We start from the raw sequence: 15,508 nt of genomic DNA on the forward strand, positions 1-15,508 counted from the left end.
ACGCCCGGCTTTCCCTATCCAGCTATCAGCCTATTTCGCTGGGATCGATTCCCAGCCCCTTGGCGATGCTTGCGCCATACATCGGATCCGCCTTGAAGAAATAGCTGAGCTGGCGTCGCTGCACATCACGGGTTACCGGCTTCATGGCGCCGACGATGTTCTCGATCAGCAGCGCCTGTTGCTCAGCGCTCATCAGCCGGAACAGCACGCCCGCATGGCTGAAATAATCGCCATCGCTGCGGTGATCGTAACGGTCCGCGGCACCAGTCAATTTCAACTCCGGCTCGGCGTATTCCGGCGCCTGCTTGGGCGCCCCGGTGTAACTGTTCGGCTCGTAGTTGGGGGCCGAACCGCCGTTTCCATCGAAACGCATCGCACCATCACGTTGATAATTCTGATATGGGCAACGCGGTGCATTCACCGGCAGTTGCTGATGATTAGTGCCAATCCGATAGCGATGCGCGTCAGCGTAGGCGAACACCCGCCCCTGCAGCATGCGATCCGGCGAAAGCCCAATGCCCGGTATCACGTTGCTCGGTGCGAATGCGACCTGCTCAACTTCGCCAAAGTAATTCTGCGGGTTGCGGTTGAGCTCCAGCACACCGACCTCTATCAGCGGAAACTCCTTCTGCGACCAGGTTTTGGTGACGTCAAACGGGTTCTCTGCACGGCCGGAGGCCTGCTCGTCGTTCATCACTTGGACGCACATGCGCCATTTCGGAAATTCGCCACGATCAATGGCGTTGAATAAATCCCGCTGTGCATAGTCAGGGTCGGTACCAGCGAGACGGGCCGCCTCGGCAGGCGGCAGGTTCTTGATGCCCTGCAGACTCTTGAAGTGGAACTTAACCCAGCTGCGTATGCCCTCGGCGTTAACTAGGCTGAAAGTATGGCTGCCAAAGCCATGCATGAACCGGTAGCCGTCCGGGATCCCGCGATCCGAGAACAGCACGGTGATCTGATGCAGCGCTTCAGGCGAATGCGACCAGAAGTCCCACATCGCCTGCGGGCTTTTCAGATTGGTCCAGGGATCGCGTTTCTGGGTATGGATGAAATCTGGAAACTTGAGCGGATCGCGAAGAAAAAATACTGGCGTGTTGTTGCCGACGATGTCCCAGTTCCCCTCCTCGGTGTAGAACTTGACCGCAAACCCCCGAGGGTCGCGCTCGGTATCAGCAGAGCCTCGCTCGCCACCTACTGTTGAGAAGCGAAGGAACAACGGCGTCTGTTTACCTACAGCCTCAAATAACTTCGCGCTTGTATAACCGGTCATATCGCGAGTGACCGTCAGCGTTCCATACGCGCCGGATCCTTTGGCATGTACGCGCCTTTCGGGAATGACTTCGCGATTGAAATGCGCGAGCTTTTCAACCAGATGGAAGTCGTCCAGCAGAAGCGGCCCTCGAGGCCCAGCGGAACGGGAGTTTTGATTGTCGGCAACCGGAGCACCGGATGCGGTAGTAAGGACTGGTTTGCCGCTCATGCTTTCTCTCCTTCGAACTGCCAAGTGGTTGGCTTGGTGGCAATTCTAGCGAGGCAGCTGGAATGATCTAATTTATTAAGTGAAGCGGCCCGATAGACTTAGCCTAAATTCGGAGCCAAAAAAAACCGGGCAATTGCCCGGTTTCTTATGCAAGCAACGAACGAACGCTTACTCGCCAGCTTCCACTTCACCAGTAACCGGACGGTCAACCAGCTCAACGTAAGCCATCGGTGCGTTGTCCCCAGCGCGGAAACCGCACTTGAGAATACGCAGGTAACCGCCCTGACGGGTGGCGTAACGCGGGCCTAGATCATTGAACAGCTTGCCGACGATAGCCTTCGAGCGAGTACGGTCAAAAGCCAGACGACGGTTGGCGACGCTGTCTTCCTTGGCCAGGGTAATTAGCGGCTCGGCGACGCGACGCAATTCCTTGGCCTTGGGCAGGGTTGTTTTGATCAGTTCGTGCTCGAACAGCGACACCGCCATGTTCTGAAACATGGCCTTGCGGTGAGCGCTTGTGCGGCTGAGGTGACGGCCACTTTTACGATGACGCATGATTGAAATTCCTTACCAAACGATCAGTTCGGTGACTATGGGCGATCAGGCCGTAGCCTTATCGTCCTTCTTGAGACTAGCCGGCGGCCAATTGTCGAGGCGCATGCCGAGGGACAGACCACGAGAAGCCAGAACGTCTTTGATTTCGGTCAAAGACTTCTTGCCCAGGTTCGGCGTTTTCAACAACTCGACTTCGGTGCGCTGGATCAGATCACCGATGTAGTAGATGTTCTCTGCCTTGAGGCAGTTGGCCGAACGTACGGTCAGTTCCAAGTCATCAACTGGACGCAACAGGATCGGATCGATCTCGTCTTCCTGCTCGACCACGACCGGCTCGCTGTCACCCTTGAGGTCGACGAACGCGGCCAACTGCTGCTGCAGGATGGTCGCGGCACGACGGATCGCCTCTTCGGGATCCAGGGTTCCGTTGGTTTCCAGATCGATAACCAGCTTGTCCAAGTTGGTACGCTGCTCAACACGAGCGTTTTCGACAACATAAGCGACGCGACGGACCGGGCTGAATGTCGAATCGAGCTGAAGACGGCCAATGCTGCGGCTTTCGTCTTCATCGCTCTGACGCGCATCAGCCGGCTCGTAGCCACGGCCGCGAGCGACCTTTAGCTTCATGTTGATCGAGCCATTAGCCGCCAGGTTGGCGATCAGGTGATCGCCATTGACGATTTCGACATCGTGATCCAGCTGGATATCGGCAGCGGTAACAGCGCCCGCGCCCTTCTTCACCAGGCTCAAGGTCACTTCATCACGGCCGTGCAGCTTGATGGCGATACCTTTGAGGTTCAGCAGGATTTCGATGACATCTTCCTGCACGCCCTCAATCGCGCTGTACTCGTGGAGCACACCGTCGATCTCAGCCTCGACCACAGCGCAGCCGGGCATGGAGGACAACAGGATACGACGCAGCGCGTTGCCCAGGGTATGGCCGAAACCACGCTCGAGAGGCTCGAGGGTGATTTTGGCACGGGTCGGACTGACCACCTGCACATCGATATGGCGGGGGGTCAGGAACTCATTTACCGAAATCTGCATGGATACACCTATTTTCTAGCCCTTACTTGGAGTAGAGCTCGACAATCAGGTTTTCGTTGATGTCGGCAGACAGATCACTGCGAGCCGGAACACTCTTGAAAACACCGGATTTCTTGTCGGTATCTACTTCGACCCACTCAACGCGACCGCGCTGTGCGCACAGTTCCAGGGCTTGGGCGATGCGCAGCTGGTTACGGCACTTCTCACGGACGGCAACCACGTCACCCGCCTTCACTTGGAAGGACGGGACGTTCACGGTCTTGCCGTTGACGCTGATTGCCTTGTGGGAAACCAGCTGACGCGACTCGGCACGAGTAGAGCCGAAGCCCATGCGGTAAACCACGTTATCCAGACGGCATTCCAGCAGTTGGAGCAGGTTTTCACCGGTAGCGCCCTTACGGCTGGCCGCTTCCTTGTAGTAACCGCTGAACTGACGTTCGAGTACGCCATAGATACGGCGAACCTTCTGCTTTTCACGCAGCTGAGTGCCGTAGTCAGACAGACGACCACGACGCTGACCATGAACACCCGGTGGGGTTTCGATATTGCACTTCGATTCGAGCGCGCGTACACCACTCTTCAGAAAGAGATCGGTGCCTTCACGACGAGACAGTTTGCACTTGGGACCAATATAACGAGCCATTTCTCACTGTCTCCTGATTACACGCGGCGCTTCTTCGGCGGACGGCACCCGTTGTGCGGGATTGGCGTCACGTCGGTGATGCTGGCGATTTTATAACCACAGCCGTTCAACGCACGAACGGCAGATTCACGGCCCGGACCAGGACCTTTGACGTTGACGTCGAGGTTCTTGAGGCCATATTCCAGTGCCGCCTGACCAGCACGTTCGGCAGCCACCTGGGCAGCGAACGGTGTGCTCTTACGAGAGCCGCGGAAACCGGAACCACCGGACGTAGCCCAGGACAATGCATTGCCTTGGCGATCGGTGATAGTGATGATGGTATTGTTGAAAGACGCGTGGATGTGGGCGATGCCATCAACCACCGTCTTTTTGATTTTCTTACGAGGACGAGCAGCAGGTTTTGCCATGATTAGATTCCTGTCGATGCGCTAACGCGATTACTTGCGGATCGGCTTACGCGGACCCTTGCGGGTGCGAGCGTTGGTCTTGGTGCGCTGACCGCGTACCGGCAGACCACGACGATGACGCAGGCCGCGGTAGCAACCCAGGTCCATCAAGCGCTTGATCTTCATGTTGACTTCGCGACGCAGGTCACCTTCAACGATGAACTTGCCCACTTCGCCACGAAGCAGTTCGACCTGCTCGTCGGAAAGATCCTTGATTTTTGCTGCCGGGTTTACACCGGTAGCTGCACAGATAGTCTGCGCGCGAGTGCGACCAACACCATAGATGTAGGTCAGCGAGATAACAGTGTGCTTGTTATCCGGAATGTTTACGCCTGCAATACGGGCCATTCAGTGAAACTCCAATTGACAGCTACCCAACGCCCCGGAAGCCAAGAAAAGGGCGCGAGATACTAACGCTGTAATAACAAATAATCAACCCGGCAGCGCACTAGCTGCCGGGCTCGAGCCTTAGCTCACAATCAGCCTTGGCGCTGCTTGTGACGCGGTTCTGCGCTGCAGATCACCCGAATGACGCCTTCGCGCCGGACGATTTTGCAGTTACGGCACAGTTTTTTGACCGATGCACGAACTTTCATGACCAACTCCTGGAACCTTACGGGTTGAGTCAGCGGAGCATTCCGCTGCCATAGCCCTTCAGGTTGGCTTTTTTCATCAGGGAATCGTACTGGTGAGACATGAGGTGCGATTGAACCTGGGACATGAAGTCCATGACAACCACAACCACGATCAACAACGACGTCCCGCCAAGGTAGAACGGCACATTTGCAGCCACCACAAGAAACTGCGGAAGCAGGCATACGGCCGTCATGTACAGGGCACCGAACATGGTCAAGCGAGTCAGCACACCATCGATATAGCGCGCCGATTGCTCACCAGGTCGAATCCCCGGGATAAACGCACCGGACTTCTTCAGATTTTCCGCAACGTCTTTCGGATTGAACATCAATGCCGTGTAGAAGAAGCAGAAGAAGATGATACCGGCACTGAACAACAGGATGTTCAACGGTTGACCAGGGGCGATGGACTGAGAAATATCAGCCAGCCAACCCATGTTCTCCGACTGCCCAAACCACTGCCCGAGCGACGCCGGGAATAGCAGGATACTGCTAGCAAAAATCGCGGGAATGACGCCCGCCATGTTCACCTTCAGCGGCAAGTGGCTTGTCTGCGCAGCAAAGACCTTGCGACCTTGCTGACGCTTGGCGTAATGCACAGCGATCCGCCGCTGACCACGCTCAATGAACACCACAAAGCCAATGATGGCAACAGCCAGCAGCCCAACAGCCAGCAGAGCGATGATGTTGACGTCACCCTGCCGAGCGGACTCGAAAGACTGCCCGAGAGCACCTGGTAAGCCTGCAACGATCCCGGCAAAAATCAGCATCGAAATGCCGTTACCGACACCCCGCTCGGTGATTTGCTCGCCCAGCCACATCATGAACATCGCACCAGCCACGAAGGTGGTGATAGCCACGAAGTAGAAGCCGAAGTCAGTACTGAACGCGACACCCTGGCCAGCGAGGCCGACCGACATACCAATAGCCTGCACGATAGCCAGCACCAGCGTACCGTAACGCGTGTACTGGCTGATCTTGCGACGACCGGCCTCACCTTCTTTCTTCAATTGTTCCAGTTGCGGACTGACAGCCGTCATGAGCTGCATGATGATCGATGCCGAGATGTACGGCATGATCCCCAACGCAAAGATACTCATGCGCTCCAGCGCACCACCGGAAAACATATTGAACAGGCTAAGGATGGTCCCTTCGTTCTGACGGAACAGCTCGGCCAACCTGTCGGGATTGATTCCCGGCACCGGGATATGCGCACCAACCCGATAGACGACGATCGCCATCAGCAGAAAACGCAGACGAGCCCAGAGTTCAGACAGCCCGCCATTACTCAGCGCGGAGAGAGCACCTTGCTTAGCCATTTATTCCTCGAACTTGCCGCCAGCTGCTTCGATAGCCGCGCGCGCACCCTTGGTGGCGGCGATGCCCTTCAGAGTTACCGCACGACCAACCTCGCCCGACAGCATGACTTTCACACGCTGCACGTTCTGGTTGATGATATCGGCATCCTTGAGGCTCTGCAGAGTTACAACATCGCCCTGCACCTTAGCCAGCTCGGAGGTGCGAACTTCTGCACGATCCATAGCCTTCAGGGAGACGAAGCCGAACTTAGGCAGACGGCGATGCAAAGGCTGTTGGCCGCCTTCAAACCCGGGAGCGATCTTGCCGCCGGAGCGGGAAGTCTGACCCTTGTGACCACGGCCACCGGTCTTGCCGAGACCGCTGCCGATACCACGACCCGGACGCAGCTTTTCGCGACGGGCGCCTGGCGCAGAACGCAGATCGTTCAGTTGCATGGCTTAGCCCTCCACACGGAGCATGTAGTAAGCCTTGTTGATCATGCCGCGATTTTCAGGAGTATCCTGAACTTCAACGGTGTGACCAATGCGACGCAGACCGAGGCCTTTGACGCAAAGCTTGTGATTGGGGATACGACCGCTGACGCTTTTGATCAGCGTGACCTTGACGGTGTTAGCCATGATCAGGAAATCTCCTCAACGCTCTTGCCGCGCTTTGCAGCGATCGACTCAGGCGACTGCATGGCTTTCAAACCCTTGAAGGTGGCATGCACCACGTTCACCGGATTGGTTGAGCCATAGCACTTAGCCAGGACGTTCTGCACGCCAGCAACTTCCAGAATGGCACGCATCGCGCCGCCGGCAATAACACCGGTACCCTCGGAAGCAGGCTGCATGTACACCTTAGAGGCGCCATGAGCGGCCTTGGTAGCGTATTGCAGCGTGGTGCCGTTCAGATCAACCTGGATCATGTTGCGGCGAGCCGCTTCCATGGCCTTCTGAATGGCAGCCGGCACTTCGCGGGACTTGCCACGACCGAACCCTACACGACCCTTACCGTCACCCACTACGGTCAACGCAGTGAAAGTGAAGATACGGCCACCCTTTACTGTTTTGGCGACGCGGTTAACTTGAACCAGCTTCTCAATGTAGCCTTCGTCGCGCTTTTGCTCGTTATATGCCATAACTTAGAACTCCAGCCCGCCTTCACGAGCAGCATCAGCCAGTGCCTTAACACGACCGTGGTACTTGAAGCCAGAACGGTCGAACGCCACCTGGGTGACACCTGCGGCCTTAGCACGCTCAGCGACCAGCTGACCAACTTTCTTGGCAGCGTCGACGTTGCCGGTGGCCCCGCCGCGCAGTTCTTTGTCGAGAGTCGAGGCACTGGCCAGGACCTTGCCGCCGTCGGCCGAAAGGACCTGGGCGTAGATGTGCTGGGAAGAGCGGTACACACAAAGGCGTACGGCTTCCAGCTCGCGCATCTTCAGGCGTGCCTTGCGAGCGCGACGCAGACGAGTAACTTTCTTTACGCTCATTTGCTATGCCCTACTTCTTCTTAGCTTCTTTACGACGGACCACTTCATCCGAGTAACGTACGCCTTTACCTTTGTAAGGCTCAGGGCGACGGAAGTCACGGATTTCAGCGGCCACCTGACCGACCAGTTGCTTATCGACACCCTTGATCAGAATATCGGTCTGGCTGGGGGTCTCAGCGGTAATGCCTTGCGGCAGTTCATATTCCACCGGGTGCGAGAAGCCGAGAGCCAGGGACAGCACTTGACCTTTGGCTTGCGCCTTGTAACCAACACCAACCAGCTGAAGCTTGCGCTCGAAGCCCTGGCTGACGCCGATCACCATGTTGTTAACCAGCGCACGGGTGGTACCGGCCATGGCACGATTCTGCTGATCGCCATTACGCGCAGCAAAACGGAGCTCACCGGCCTCGTGGATCACTTCCACAGACGAGTGCACGTTCAGTTCGAGAGCGCCCTTGGCACCCTTCACCGAAAGCTGCTGGCCGGCCATGTTGAATTCAACACCAGCGGGCAGCTTGACGGGGTTCTTAGCAACGCGAGACATGCTTATCCCCCCTTAGAACACTGTGCAAAGCACTTCGCCGCCAACGCCAGCAGCGCGAGCAGCCCGATCAGTCATCACACCTTTATTGGTGGACACGATCGAAACACCCAGACCGCCGCGTACTTTCGGCAACTGATCAACGGATTTGTACTGGCGAAGGCCAGGACGGCTTACGCGCTTCAGCTCTTCGATAACCGGACGGCCCTCGAAGTACTTGAGCTCGATAGACAGCTGCGGCTTGGCGTCGCTGCTGACGTTGTATCCTGCGATATAGCCTTCACCCTGAAGAACGTTGGCTACAGCCACCTTCAACGTGGAAGACGGCATGCTTACGACGGACTTTTCGGCCATCTGGGCATTACGGATACGAGTTAGCATGTCCGCTAACGGGTCCTGCATACTCATGGGCGCTTGGCTCCTAATTCAAAAAAATAAGCCCGCTAGGGCTCGTGTCGCCTGCTAGATGAGCGGACGCCTGAAGGCGTGGCTCGGGCGAGCCGGACATTCTAGAGACAGTTCAGAAACGAATCAAGCCCCATAAGGGGCTTGATTCGACAACAGCGGTTCCAGCAGAAACTGCCGGAGCGCTTATTACCAGCTGGCCTTAACCAAGCCTGGTACATCACCACGCATCGCAGCCTGACGCAACATGTTACGCGCAAGACCGAACTTGCGATACACGCCATGCGGACGACCGGTCAGACGGCACCGGTTGCGCAAGCGCGAAGCACTGGCGTCACGCGGCTGCTTTTGCAACGCCACCTGAGCTTCCCAACGCGCCTCTGGAGACGACTCAGGGTTAGCGATGACAGCCTTCAGCGCAGCACGCTTCTGGGCGTACTTGGCAACCGTCTGCTGACGCTTCAGCTCGCGGTTCTTCATGCTTTGCTTAGCCATTTCCTACTCCAATTAGTTACGGAACGGGAAGTTGAAGGCACGCAGCAGCGCACGACCTTCTTCGTCCGTTCGAGCAGTAGTGGTCAGCGTAATGTCCAGACCACGCAGGGCATCGATCTTGTCGTAATCGATTTCCGGGAAAATGATCTGCTCTTTCACGCCCATGCTGTAGTTGCCGCGGCCATCGAAGGATTTGGCGTTCAGGCCGCGGAAGTCGCGAACCCGAGGCAGGGAGATCGAAAGCAGACGATCCAAGAACTCGTACATACGATCGCTGCGCAGAGTCACCTTGACGCCGATCGGCCAGCCTTCACGGACCTTGAAGCCAGCGATGGAATTGCGAGCGTGAGTCACGACGACTTTTTGGCCGGTGATCTTTTCCAGGTCGGCAACTGCGTTGTCGATGATCTTCTTGTCACCGATCGCTTCGCCGATCCCCATGTTCAGGGTGATCTTAGTAATGCGCGGAACTTCCATCACATTGCCAAGCTGAAGCTCTTCCTTCAGCTTGGGAGCGATTTGCTTCCGATAAACTTCTTTTAGTCGTGCCATGGTTATCTACCTAGCAGTCTCAAGCTTCAACCGGCTTTTGGGTCGACTTGAAGACACGAATTTTCTTACCGTCTTCTACTTTGAAACCAACGCGATCAGCCTTGTTGGTTTCGCCGTTGAAGATAGCGACGTTAGAGGCGTGCAGAGGAGCCTCTTTTTCGACGATACCGCCTTGAACGCCCGACATCGGGTTCGGCTTGGTATGACGCTTCACCAGGTTAATACCACCGACAACCAGACGGTTGTCGGCGAGAACCCGGAGCACCTTACCGCGCTTGCCCTTGTCTTTGCCGGCGATGACGATGATCTCGTCGTTGCGACGAATCTTTTGCATGCGGCTTCTCCTTACAGCACTTCAGGCGCGAGCGAGACGATCTTCATGAACTTCTCGGAACGAAGCTCACGGGTCACCGGCCCGAAAATACGGGTGCCAATAGGCTCCTGCTTGTTGTTCAGCAGAACAGCAGCGTTGCCATCGAAGCGAATAATGGAGCCGTCTGGACGACGAACACCGTGACGGGTGCGGACCACAACAGCGGTCATCACCTGGCCTTTCTTGACCTTGCCACGAGGAATCGCTTCCTTGACGGTAACCTTGATGATGTCGCCGATGCCGGCGTAACGGCGGTGCGAACCGCCGAGAACCTTGATACACATGACACGACGAGCGCCACTGTTATCCGCCACATCGAGCATTGATTGAGTCTGAATCATATAGTTTCTCCGACCCCTAGCCCTTAGACTTCGACGGCACGTTCAACGACATCAACCAACATCCAGCACTTGGTCTTCGCCAGAGGACGAGTCTCACGAATCGTGACCTTGTCACCGATACGGCACTGGTTGGTTTCGTCGTGGGCGTGCAGTTTGGTCGAACGCTTCACGTATTTACCGTAGATCGGGTGCTTGACGCGACGCTCGATCAGAACGGTGATGCTTTTGTCCATCTTGTCGCTGACGACGCGGCCAGTCAGCGTGCGGACAGTTTTTTCAACTTCAGCCATGATCACTTACCTGCCTGCTGGTTGAGCACAGTCTTGACACGAGCGATGTCGCGCTTGACTTGCGAGAGCAGGTGAGACTGCCCCAACTGGCCAGTTGCTTTCTGCATACGCAGATTGAACTGGTCGCGCAGCAGCTCGAGCAATTGCTCGTTCAGCTGCTGAGCGGATTTTTCACGAAGTTCATTCGCTTTCATCACATCACCGTCCGCTTAACAAAGGAGGTGGCGAGCGGCAGCTTTGCAGCAGCCAGGGCGAATGCCTCACGCGCCAGCTCTTCGGAAACACCCTCGATCTCGTAGAGCACCTTGCCCGGTTGAATCTGGGCTACCCAGTACTCGACGTTACCCTTACCTTTACCCATCCGGACTTCCAGAGGCTTCTTGGTGACAGGCTTGTCGGGGAATACGCGGATCCAGATTTTGCCGCCACGCTTCACGTGACGGGTCAACGCACGACGTGCGGACTCGATCTGGCGCGCGGTGAGACGACCACGAGCGACAGACTTCAGAGCGAACTCGCCGAAGCTGACTTTGCTACCGCGCTGTGCCAAGCCACGGTTGTGGCCCGTCATCTGCTTGCGGAATTTTGTACGCTTTGGTTGCAACATTTGGCGTACTCCTTACTTGGCAGCTTTTTTACGAGGCGCAGGCGCTTGAGGCTTGAGCTCTTCATGGCGACCACCAATCACTTCGCCTTTGAAGATCCAGACCTTGACGCCGATCACACCATAAGTGGTGTGCGCTTCGTAGGTGTTGTAGTCGATATCGGCACGCAGGGTGTGCAGCGGCACACGACCTTCCCGATACCATTCCGTACGGGCGATTTCAGCCCCACCCAGACGACCGCTAACCTGGATCTTGATGCCCTTGGCACCAATGCGGATCGCGTTCTGTACCGCACGCTTCATGGCGCGACGGAACATCACGCGACGCTCCAGTTGTTGAGCGACGTTCTGTGCTACCAGCATTGCATCGAGTTCCGGCTTGCGGATTTCTTCGATGTTGATGTGCACAGGCACACCCATTTGCTTGGTCAGGTCCTGACGCAGCTTCTCAACATCCTCACCTTTCTTGCCGATCACGATGCCGGGACGAGCGGTATGGATGGTGATGCGTGCTGTCTGAGCCGGACGATGGATATCGATACGGCTTACGGACGCGCTTTTTAATTTGTCTTGGAGGTACTCACGCACGTTCAGATCTGCAAGCAGATAATCGGCGTACGTACGACCGTCTGCGTACCAGACGGAGGTGTGCTCCTTGACGATTCCCAGGCGAATGCCAGTGGGATGTACTTTCTGACCCATCTGATCGACTCCGTTACTTGTCCGCAACCTTGACAGTGATATGGCAAGACCGCTTGACGATGCGATCAGCGCGGCCTTTGGCACGCGGCATGATGCGCTTAAGCGAACGCCCTTCGTTGACGAAAACAGTAGAGACCTTCAGGTCGTCCACGTCAGCGCCTTCGTTGTGCTCGGCGTTGGCTACAGCCGACTCCAGCACCTTCTTCATGATCTCGGCGGCTTTCTTACTGCTGAAAGCCAGCAGGTTGAGCGCTTCGCCCACCTTCTTCCCGCGGATCTGGTCGGCGACCAGGCGGGCTTTCTGGGCGGAGATGCGAGCGCCCGACAACTTAGCGGCTACTTCCATCTTTCCTTACCCCTTAGCGCTTGCCTTTCTTGTCCGCCACGTGCCCGCGATAAGTGCGGGTACCAGCGAACTCGCCGAGTTTGTGACCGACCATGTCTTCGCTCACAAGAACGGGAACATGTTGACGGCCGTTATGCACAGCGATGGTCAGACCGACCATTTGCGGCAGGATCATCGAACGACGCGACCAGGTTTTAACCGGCTTGCGATCGTTCTTTTCCATCGCCACTTCGACCTTCTTCAATAGGTGAAGATCGATAAAAGGACCTTTTTTCAGAGAACGCGGCACTGTCGTATCCCTCTAGTTACTTGCGACGACGGACGATCATGTTATCGGTGCGCTTGTTAGAGCGAGTCTTCGCGCCCTTGGTGGGGAAGCCCCATGGCGACACCGGATGACGACCACCGGAGGTACGACCCTCACCACCACCGTGGGGGTGATCGACCGGGTTCATTGCCACACCGCGAACGGTTGGGCGAACACCACGCCAGCGCTTAGCACCCGCTTTACCCAGCGAACGCAGACTGTGCTCGGAGTTCGAGACTTCGCCCAGGGTCGCACGGCACTCAGCCAGCACTTTGCGCATCTCGCCGGAGCGAAGACGCAGTGTTACGTAAGCACCTTCACGCGCAACCAGCTGAGCCGAAGCGCCAGCGGAACGAGCAATCTGGGCACCCTTGCCCGGCTTCAGTTCAACACCGTGAACGGTGGAACCCAGCGGAATGTTGCGCAGCGGCAAGCTGTTACCAGCCTTGATCGGCGCGTTAACGCCGGAGAGCAGCTGATCGCCAGCACTCACGCCCTTGGGGGCGATAATGTAACGGCGCTCACCGTCCGCGTACTTGAGCAACGCAATGTGCGCAGTACGGTTCGGATCGTACTCAACACGCTCGACAATGGCTGGAATGCCATCCTTGTTGCGACGAAAATCGACCAGACGGTAATGCTGCTTGTGACCACCACCGATGTGACGAGTGGTGATGCGGCCGTTGTTGTTACGACCGCCAGACTTCGACTTCTTCTCGAGCAGCGGAGCATAAGGAGCGCCTTTGTGCAGCTCCTGACCGACCACTTTGACCACAAAACGGCGGCCCGCGGAAGTCGGTTTGCATTTAACGATTGCCATGATGCACCCCTTCCTTACTCAGCGTTGCCGGAGAAATCGAGATCCTGGCCCGGCTGAAGCGCGATGTACGCCTTCTTCCAGTCATTGCGCTTGCCCAGACCGCGAGCGGTACGCTTGGTCTTGCCCTGAACATTCAGGGTGCTGACCTTGGCGACCTTCACGTTGAACAGGCTTTCGACGGCCTTCTTGATTTCCAGCTTGGTTGCATCAGTAGCAACCTTGAAAACGAACTGGCTCTTGCTGTCAGCCAGCATGGTTGCCTTCTCGGAGACGTGCGGACCAAGCAGGACTTTGAATACGCGTTCCTGGTTCATCCCAGCAGCTCCTCGAATTTCTTCACAGCCGACACGGTGATCAACACCTTGTCATAGGCGATCAGGCTGACTGGATCGGAACCCTGGACGTCACGAACATCGACGTGCGGCAGGTTGCGAGCCGCCAGATACAGATTCTGATCGACAGCATCGGAAACGATCAGTACGTCATTCAGACCCATACCGGTCAGCTTGTTGGCAAGCAGCTTGGTCTTAGGGCTGTCGACGGCGAAGTCTTCAACGACGACCAAACGCTCGGAACGAACCAATTCAGAAAGAATGGAACGCAGCGCCGCGCGGTACATCTTCTTGTTGAGCTTCTGCTCATGGTTCTGAGGACGAGCAGCGAAAGTTACGCCACCGCCACGCCAGATCGGACCACGCGAAGTACCCGCACGAGCGCGGCCAGTACCTTTTTGACGCCAGGGACGCTTACCGCCACCCGAGACATCGGAGCGAGTCTTCTGCTGCTTGCTGCCCTGACGACCGCCAGCCATATAGGCTACGACTGCCTGGTGCACCAGCGTCTCGTTGAACTCACCACCAAAGGTTTGCTCGGAGACTTCGATGGCCTGTGCGCCATTTACATTCAGTTGCATGTGAACTCCCCCTTACCCGCGAGCCTTGGCGGCCGGACGCACGACAACGTCACCACCCGTGGCACCGGGCACTGCGCCCTTCACCAGCAGCAGGTTACGCTCTGCATCGACACGCACGATTTCCAGGGACTGCACGGTTACGCGCTCGGCGCCCATGTGCCCGGACATCTTCTTGCCCTTGAAAACACGACCAGGAGTCTGGCACTGGCCAATCGAACCCGGAACGCGGTGGGATACGGAGTTACCGTGGGTATTGTCTTGACCACGGAAATTCCAGCGCTTGATGGTACCGGCAAAGCCTTTACCTTTGGACTGACCGGTGACATCCACCATCTGTCCAGCCTGGAAAATCTCAGCATTAATCTGATCACCAGCCTGGAACTCCTCGCCATCGAGGCGGAATTCCCAGACGCCACGACCGGCAGCCACGTTCGCCTTGGCGAAATGACCGGCCTGAGCCTTGGTGACACGAGAGGCGCGACGCACACCGACAGTAACCTGCACAGCGCGATAGCCATCGCTTTCTTCATTCTTGAACTGGGTGACGCGATTCGGCTCGATCTCGATGACCGTAACCGGAACAGAGACACCATCTTCGGTGAAAACGCGGGTCATGCCGCATTTACGACCGACTACACCAATAGTCATGTTGTAACCTCTTGAGTGTACGGGGCTTTCACCCGCTATGGCCGCCCATTTCAGAGCGTTACACGACTAAAACTCCAGGTTTTAGCCGAGGCTGATCTGCACTTCCACGCCAGCCGCAAGATCAAGCTTCATCAGCGCATCGACGGTTTTGTCGGTCGGCTGAACAATGTCCAGCACACGCTTATGAGTACGGATCTCATACTGGTCGCGCGCGTCCTTGTTGACGTGCGGAGAAACCAGAACGGTGAACCGCTCTTTGCGGGTCGGCAGTGGAATCGGACCACGCACCTGAGCACCAGTACGTTTCGCGGTTTCCACGATTTCCTGGGTTGATTGATCGATCAGGCGATGGTCAAAAGCCTTCAACCGAATACGGATTTGTTGGTTTTGCATTTTGACCTCAGACTCCAATTAGCCATCCCTACCAAACGCAATACGCCCGGTAAAAGGAGGCGCAATTGTACGGATGCGTCCAGGGGGTGTCAATAAATGATCAGCAATAGAAAAAGGCCCCGAAGGGCCCTTTTCGACACCGAACGGTTATTCGATGATCTTGGCAACCACGCCG

The 15,508-nt window shown here is 56.6% G+C and carries 29 protein-coding genes; all 29 read right to left on the bottom strand.

The window, feature by feature from the left end; genetic code table 11:
• Nucleotides 1–25: 25 nt before the first annotated feature.
• Nucleotides 26–1,483 (bottom strand): catalase, encoded by a 1,458-nt coding sequence (locus H3028_RS04915; protein ID WP_181295928.1) that lies wholly within the window; start codon nt 1,481–1,483, stop codon nt 26–28.
• A 168-nt stretch (nt 1,484–1,651) separates the two neighbouring features.
• A complete protein-coding gene (rplQ, locus tag H3028_RS04920; protein ID WP_181295929.1) occupies nt 1,652–2,038 on the bottom strand; it encodes a 50S ribosomal protein L17 in 387 nt (128 codons plus the stop codon).
• A gap of 45 nt (nt 2,039–2,083) precedes the next feature.
• The gene (locus tag H3028_RS04925; protein ID WP_168426053.1) at nt 2,084–3,085 is read right to left on the bottom strand and encodes a DNA-directed RNA polymerase subunit alpha; all 1,002 of its coding nucleotides are present in this window, start codon (nt 3,083–3,085) and stop codon (nt 2,084–2,086) included.
• 22 nt (nt 3,086–3,107) lie between these two features.
• Nucleotides 3,108–3,728, bottom strand: coding sequence for a 30S ribosomal protein S4 (rpsD, locus tag H3028_RS04930; protein WP_181295930.1), 621 nt, complete (start codon nt 3,726–3,728; stop codon nt 3,108–3,110).
• Nucleotides 3,729–3,745: 17 nt separating this feature from the next.
• Nucleotides 3,746–4,135, bottom strand: coding sequence for a 30S ribosomal protein S11 (gene rpsK / locus H3028_RS04935; RefSeq protein ID WP_019339962.1), 390 nt, complete (start codon nt 4,133–4,135; stop codon nt 3,746–3,748).
• Nucleotides 4,136–4,165: 30 nt separating this feature from the next.
• On the bottom strand, nt 4,166–4,522 hold the full coding sequence (gene rpsM / locus H3028_RS04940) for a 30S ribosomal protein S13 (RefSeq protein ID WP_045430560.1): 357 nt from the start codon (nt 4,520–4,522) through the stop codon (nt 4,166–4,168).
• Between the two features lie 131 nt (nt 4,523–4,653).
• Complete coding sequence (gene rpmJ, locus H3028_RS04945) at nt 4,654–4,770, bottom strand: 50S ribosomal protein L36 (protein WP_021209367.1); 117 nt, start codon at nt 4,768–4,770, stop codon at nt 4,654–4,656.
• 29 nt (nt 4,771–4,799) lie between these two features.
• Complete coding sequence (secY, locus tag H3028_RS04950) at nt 4,800–6,128, bottom strand: preprotein translocase subunit SecY (protein ID WP_181295931.1); 1,329 nt, start codon at nt 6,126–6,128, stop codon at nt 4,800–4,802.
• Nucleotides 6,129–6,563 (bottom strand): 50S ribosomal protein L15, encoded by a 435-nt coding sequence (gene rplO / locus H3028_RS04955; RefSeq protein ID WP_045160597.1) that lies wholly within the window; start codon nt 6,561–6,563, stop codon nt 6,129–6,131.
• Between the two features lie 3 nt (nt 6,564–6,566).
• Nucleotides 6,567–6,746, bottom strand: a complete 180-nt coding sequence (rpmD, locus tag H3028_RS04960) for a 50S ribosomal protein L30 (RefSeq protein ID WP_003281818.1) — start codon at nt 6,744–6,746, stop codon at nt 6,567–6,569.
• A 2-nt stretch (nt 6,747–6,748) separates the two neighbouring features.
• Nucleotides 6,749–7,249 (bottom strand): 30S ribosomal protein S5, encoded by a 501-nt coding sequence (rpsE, locus tag H3028_RS04965; RefSeq protein WP_019339966.1) that lies wholly within the window; start codon nt 7,247–7,249, stop codon nt 6,749–6,751.
• A 3-nt stretch (nt 7,250–7,252) separates the two neighbouring features.
• Nucleotides 7,253–7,603, bottom strand: coding sequence for a 50S ribosomal protein L18 (gene rplR / locus H3028_RS04970; protein ID WP_181295932.1), 351 nt, complete (start codon nt 7,601–7,603; stop codon nt 7,253–7,255).
• Between the two features lie 10 nt (nt 7,604–7,613).
• Nucleotides 7,614–8,147: a 50S ribosomal protein L6 gene (gene rplF, locus H3028_RS04975; protein ID WP_181295933.1), complete on the bottom strand. Its 534-nt coding sequence runs from the start codon at nt 8,145–8,147 to the stop codon at nt 7,614–7,616.
• A gap of 12 nt (nt 8,148–8,159) precedes the next feature.
• Nucleotides 8,160–8,552: a 30S ribosomal protein S8 gene (gene rpsH, locus H3028_RS04980; protein ID WP_003281824.1), complete on the bottom strand. Its 393-nt coding sequence runs from the start codon at nt 8,550–8,552 to the stop codon at nt 8,160–8,162.
• A gap of 186 nt (nt 8,553–8,738) precedes the next feature.
• Nucleotides 8,739–9,044 carry a 30S ribosomal protein S14 gene (gene rpsN, locus H3028_RS04985; RefSeq protein ID WP_025240349.1) on the bottom strand — a complete coding sequence of 102 codons (306 nt, stop codon included), beginning with the start codon at nt 9,042–9,044 and terminating at the stop codon, nt 8,739–8,741.
• A 12-nt stretch (nt 9,045–9,056) separates the two neighbouring features.
• On the bottom strand, nt 9,057–9,596 hold the full coding sequence (gene rplE / locus H3028_RS04990; protein ID WP_181295934.1) for a 50S ribosomal protein L5: 540 nt from the start codon (nt 9,594–9,596) through the stop codon (nt 9,057–9,059).
• A 19-nt stretch (nt 9,597–9,615) separates the two neighbouring features.
• Nucleotides 9,616–9,930, bottom strand: coding sequence for a 50S ribosomal protein L24 (rplX, locus tag H3028_RS04995; RefSeq protein WP_168426057.1), 315 nt, complete (start codon nt 9,928–9,930; stop codon nt 9,616–9,618).
• Between the two features lie 11 nt (nt 9,931–9,941).
• Complete coding sequence (gene rplN, locus H3028_RS05000; RefSeq protein WP_003289207.1) at nt 9,942–10,310, bottom strand: 50S ribosomal protein L14; 369 nt, start codon at nt 10,308–10,310, stop codon at nt 9,942–9,944.
• A 23-nt stretch (nt 10,311–10,333) separates the two neighbouring features.
• A complete protein-coding gene (rpsQ, locus tag H3028_RS05005) occupies nt 10,334–10,600 on the bottom strand; it encodes a 30S ribosomal protein S17 (RefSeq protein ID WP_029404618.1) in 267 nt (88 codons plus the stop codon).
• Between the two features lie 2 nt (nt 10,601–10,602).
• Nucleotides 10,603–10,794 (bottom strand): 50S ribosomal protein L29, encoded by a 192-nt coding sequence (gene rpmC, locus H3028_RS05010; RefSeq protein ID WP_003289209.1) that lies wholly within the window; start codon nt 10,792–10,794, stop codon nt 10,603–10,605.
• Nucleotides 10,794–11,207, bottom strand: a complete 414-nt coding sequence (rplP, locus tag H3028_RS05015; RefSeq protein WP_021209374.1) for a 50S ribosomal protein L16 — start codon at nt 11,205–11,207, stop codon at nt 10,794–10,796. The genes rpmC and rplP overlap by 1 nt, the downstream gene beginning before the upstream one ends.
• A 12-nt stretch (nt 11,208–11,219) precedes the next feature.
• Nucleotides 11,220–11,906, bottom strand: coding sequence for a 30S ribosomal protein S3 (rpsC, locus tag H3028_RS05020; protein WP_131651934.1), 687 nt, complete (start codon nt 11,904–11,906; stop codon nt 11,220–11,222).
• A gap of 13 nt (nt 11,907–11,919) precedes the next feature.
• Entirely contained in the window at nt 11,920–12,252 is a 333-nt protein-coding gene (rplV, locus tag H3028_RS05025) for a 50S ribosomal protein L22 (RefSeq protein WP_003103908.1), read from the bottom strand.
• A 13-nt stretch (nt 12,253–12,265) separates the two neighbouring features.
• Entirely contained in the window at nt 12,266–12,541 is a 276-nt protein-coding gene (rpsS, locus tag H3028_RS05030) for a 30S ribosomal protein S19 (RefSeq protein ID WP_021209376.1), read from the bottom strand.
• Nucleotides 12,542–12,557: 16 nt separating this feature from the next.
• Nucleotides 12,558–13,379 (bottom strand): 50S ribosomal protein L2, encoded by an 822-nt coding sequence (gene rplB / locus H3028_RS05035; protein WP_168426058.1) that lies wholly within the window; start codon nt 13,377–13,379, stop codon nt 12,558–12,560.
• A gap of 14 nt (nt 13,380–13,393) precedes the next feature.
• A complete protein-coding gene (gene rplW, locus H3028_RS05040; protein ID WP_021209378.1) occupies nt 13,394–13,693 on the bottom strand; it encodes a 50S ribosomal protein L23 in 300 nt (99 codons plus the stop codon).
• Complete coding sequence (rplD, locus tag H3028_RS05045; protein WP_019339977.1) at nt 13,690–14,292, bottom strand: 50S ribosomal protein L4; 603 nt, start codon at nt 14,290–14,292, stop codon at nt 13,690–13,692. The genes rplW and rplD overlap by 4 nt, the downstream gene beginning before the upstream one ends.
• Before the next feature lie 12 nt (nt 14,293–14,304).
• Nucleotides 14,305–14,940, bottom strand: coding sequence for a 50S ribosomal protein L3 (gene rplC / locus H3028_RS05050; protein WP_181295935.1), 636 nt, complete (start codon nt 14,938–14,940; stop codon nt 14,305–14,307).
• An 81-nt stretch (nt 14,941–15,021) separates the two neighbouring features.
• Entirely contained in the window at nt 15,022–15,333 is a 312-nt protein-coding gene (gene rpsJ, locus H3028_RS05055; RefSeq protein ID WP_003186070.1) for a 30S ribosomal protein S10, read from the bottom strand.
• Between the last annotated feature and the right edge of the window lie 175 nt (nt 15,334–15,508).

The organism is Pseudomonas sp. Q2-TVG4-2, assembly GCF_013620795.1.
GTDB lineage: Bacteria > Pseudomonadota > Gammaproteobacteria > Pseudomonadales > Pseudomonadaceae > Stutzerimonas.